Source organism: Streptomyces boluensis (assembly GCF_009908195.1).
In the GTDB taxonomy this organism is placed as follows: domain Bacteria; phylum Actinomycetota; class Actinomycetes; order Streptomycetales; family Streptomycetaceae; genus Streptomyces; species Streptomyces boluensis.
Genome location: NZ_JAAAHS010000708.1, coordinates 1 through 1,440, shown reverse-complemented (window position 1 = coordinate 1,440; position 1,440 = coordinate 1). Strand labels below are relative to the sequence as shown.

Genomic DNA, 1,440 nt, shown 5'->3' with positions numbered 1-1,440 from the left:
GGCGTGGGGGTGGCGGTGCGCGGGTCGGGCTGCGCGGCATCGAGCTGCGCTGCGCGTCGGGACGGAGTGGACGGCTCGTCGAAGTCGGCGAGGCCCTCCGGTTCCGACTCCGGCTCGGCGTCCGGGAGTTCGGTGCCGCCCGAGTCGGTGCCCGCCAGGTCGGTGGGCAGGTGCACCGGGGCCGGTACGTCCGAACTGTCCACCTCTGGCGCCACCGGCCACTCCACCTCGGAGCCCTCGGAGTTCTCAGAGCCCTCAGAGCCCTCAGCGGCACCGGTGGTGCCGGTGGGGCCGTTCTGCCGGGTCGCGGTCAGGGCCGACAGGTCGTACCCGCACGCCCCGCAGAACAGGTCACCCGACTCCAGCGGCTCGGCGCAGCTGGGGCACGTAGACCCAGCGGCACCGTCGGTCTGCTGGTGCTTCTGCGACATCAATCACACCCACGTCCGGGGGCGGAAACGGTTGGCCCGCTCCACCAGTTCGATCCTTTCGGCGCCGCCTTTGGCCAGCCTGGCGAGCGTCCGGTACGAGCGTTCGAGCCCGAACCGCAGGCCACGCTCGTCCAGACTGCTGCCGAGCAGCACCGTGCTCCCGGGGCTCTGCGGCGGCGCAGTGCCCCGGCTCCCGGAGAGCACCCAGTCGAGTGCGGTCCCCAGGACCTCGGTCGACAACTGTTCGCGGCGGACCGCGTCCAGGCCGAAGTTCAGCAGCGCCTCGACCTGGGCCGCCGCGGCGGTCAGATCGTCGAGCAGCGGTTCGTGCGCCGCCTGGTCCCGGAGCCGGGCCCGTACGGCGGCTATCCGGGCCGCCGTGAAGTGAATCGACGCCTCCGGTACGGCTTCCAGGGTACGCACCGCCGCACGCCGCTCGCCCGCGGCCAGCTGCACCCGGGCCAGGCCGAAGGCGGCGCTGACATAGCTCGGGTCGGTCGTCCATACCAGGCGGTAGTACTCCGCGGCGTTGTCCAGCTGGCCCAGCACCTCGGCGCAGACGCCCAGGGCGAGCTTGGGCGCGGGCTCGCCGGGGAACGCGTCGTACACCGCGTCGAAGGAGAGCGCGGCGGTCTCGAAGTCGCCGGAGGTCAGGGCGATCACGCCGCGGTACCAGACCACCCGCCAGTCGTCCGGGTGGCCGCGCTCCAGGTCGACGAGGTTCCGGGCCGCCGAGTCGAGCTCGCCCATCTCCAGGCGGGCCCGCAGCTCACGCAGGCGCAGCTCCACCGAAGTGGCCGGGGCGGCCCGGAGCGCGGCGATCAACTCGGCGGGCGCGGAGGTCATCAGGCCCGCGAGGAACCCGGCGTTGGGATCCTGCGGGTCGACCAGCGGGACGGGCAGGGCGAGGGCGGTCGCGGGCGCGTCCAGGGCGCGTACGAGCCGCTGCGGGCCGGGCGCACCGACCGGAAGCGGGGCACCCGCGGAAACCGCCGGGGCGACCCCGCCG

General features: G+C 74.2%; 2 protein-coding genes. Both read right to left on the bottom strand.

Annotation, left to right across the window (positions count from 1 at the left end):
* A partial coding sequence (locus tag GUY60_RS37630; protein WP_161705990.1) for a zinc ribbon domain-containing protein occupies positions 1–431 on the bottom strand: 431 nt, incomplete at its 3' end.
* Between the two features lie 3 nt (positions 432–434).
* Positions 435–1,440, bottom strand: a 1,006-nt coding sequence (locus GUY60_RS37625) for a tetratricopeptide repeat protein (protein WP_161705989.1), incomplete at its 5' end; no start/stop codon positions are given.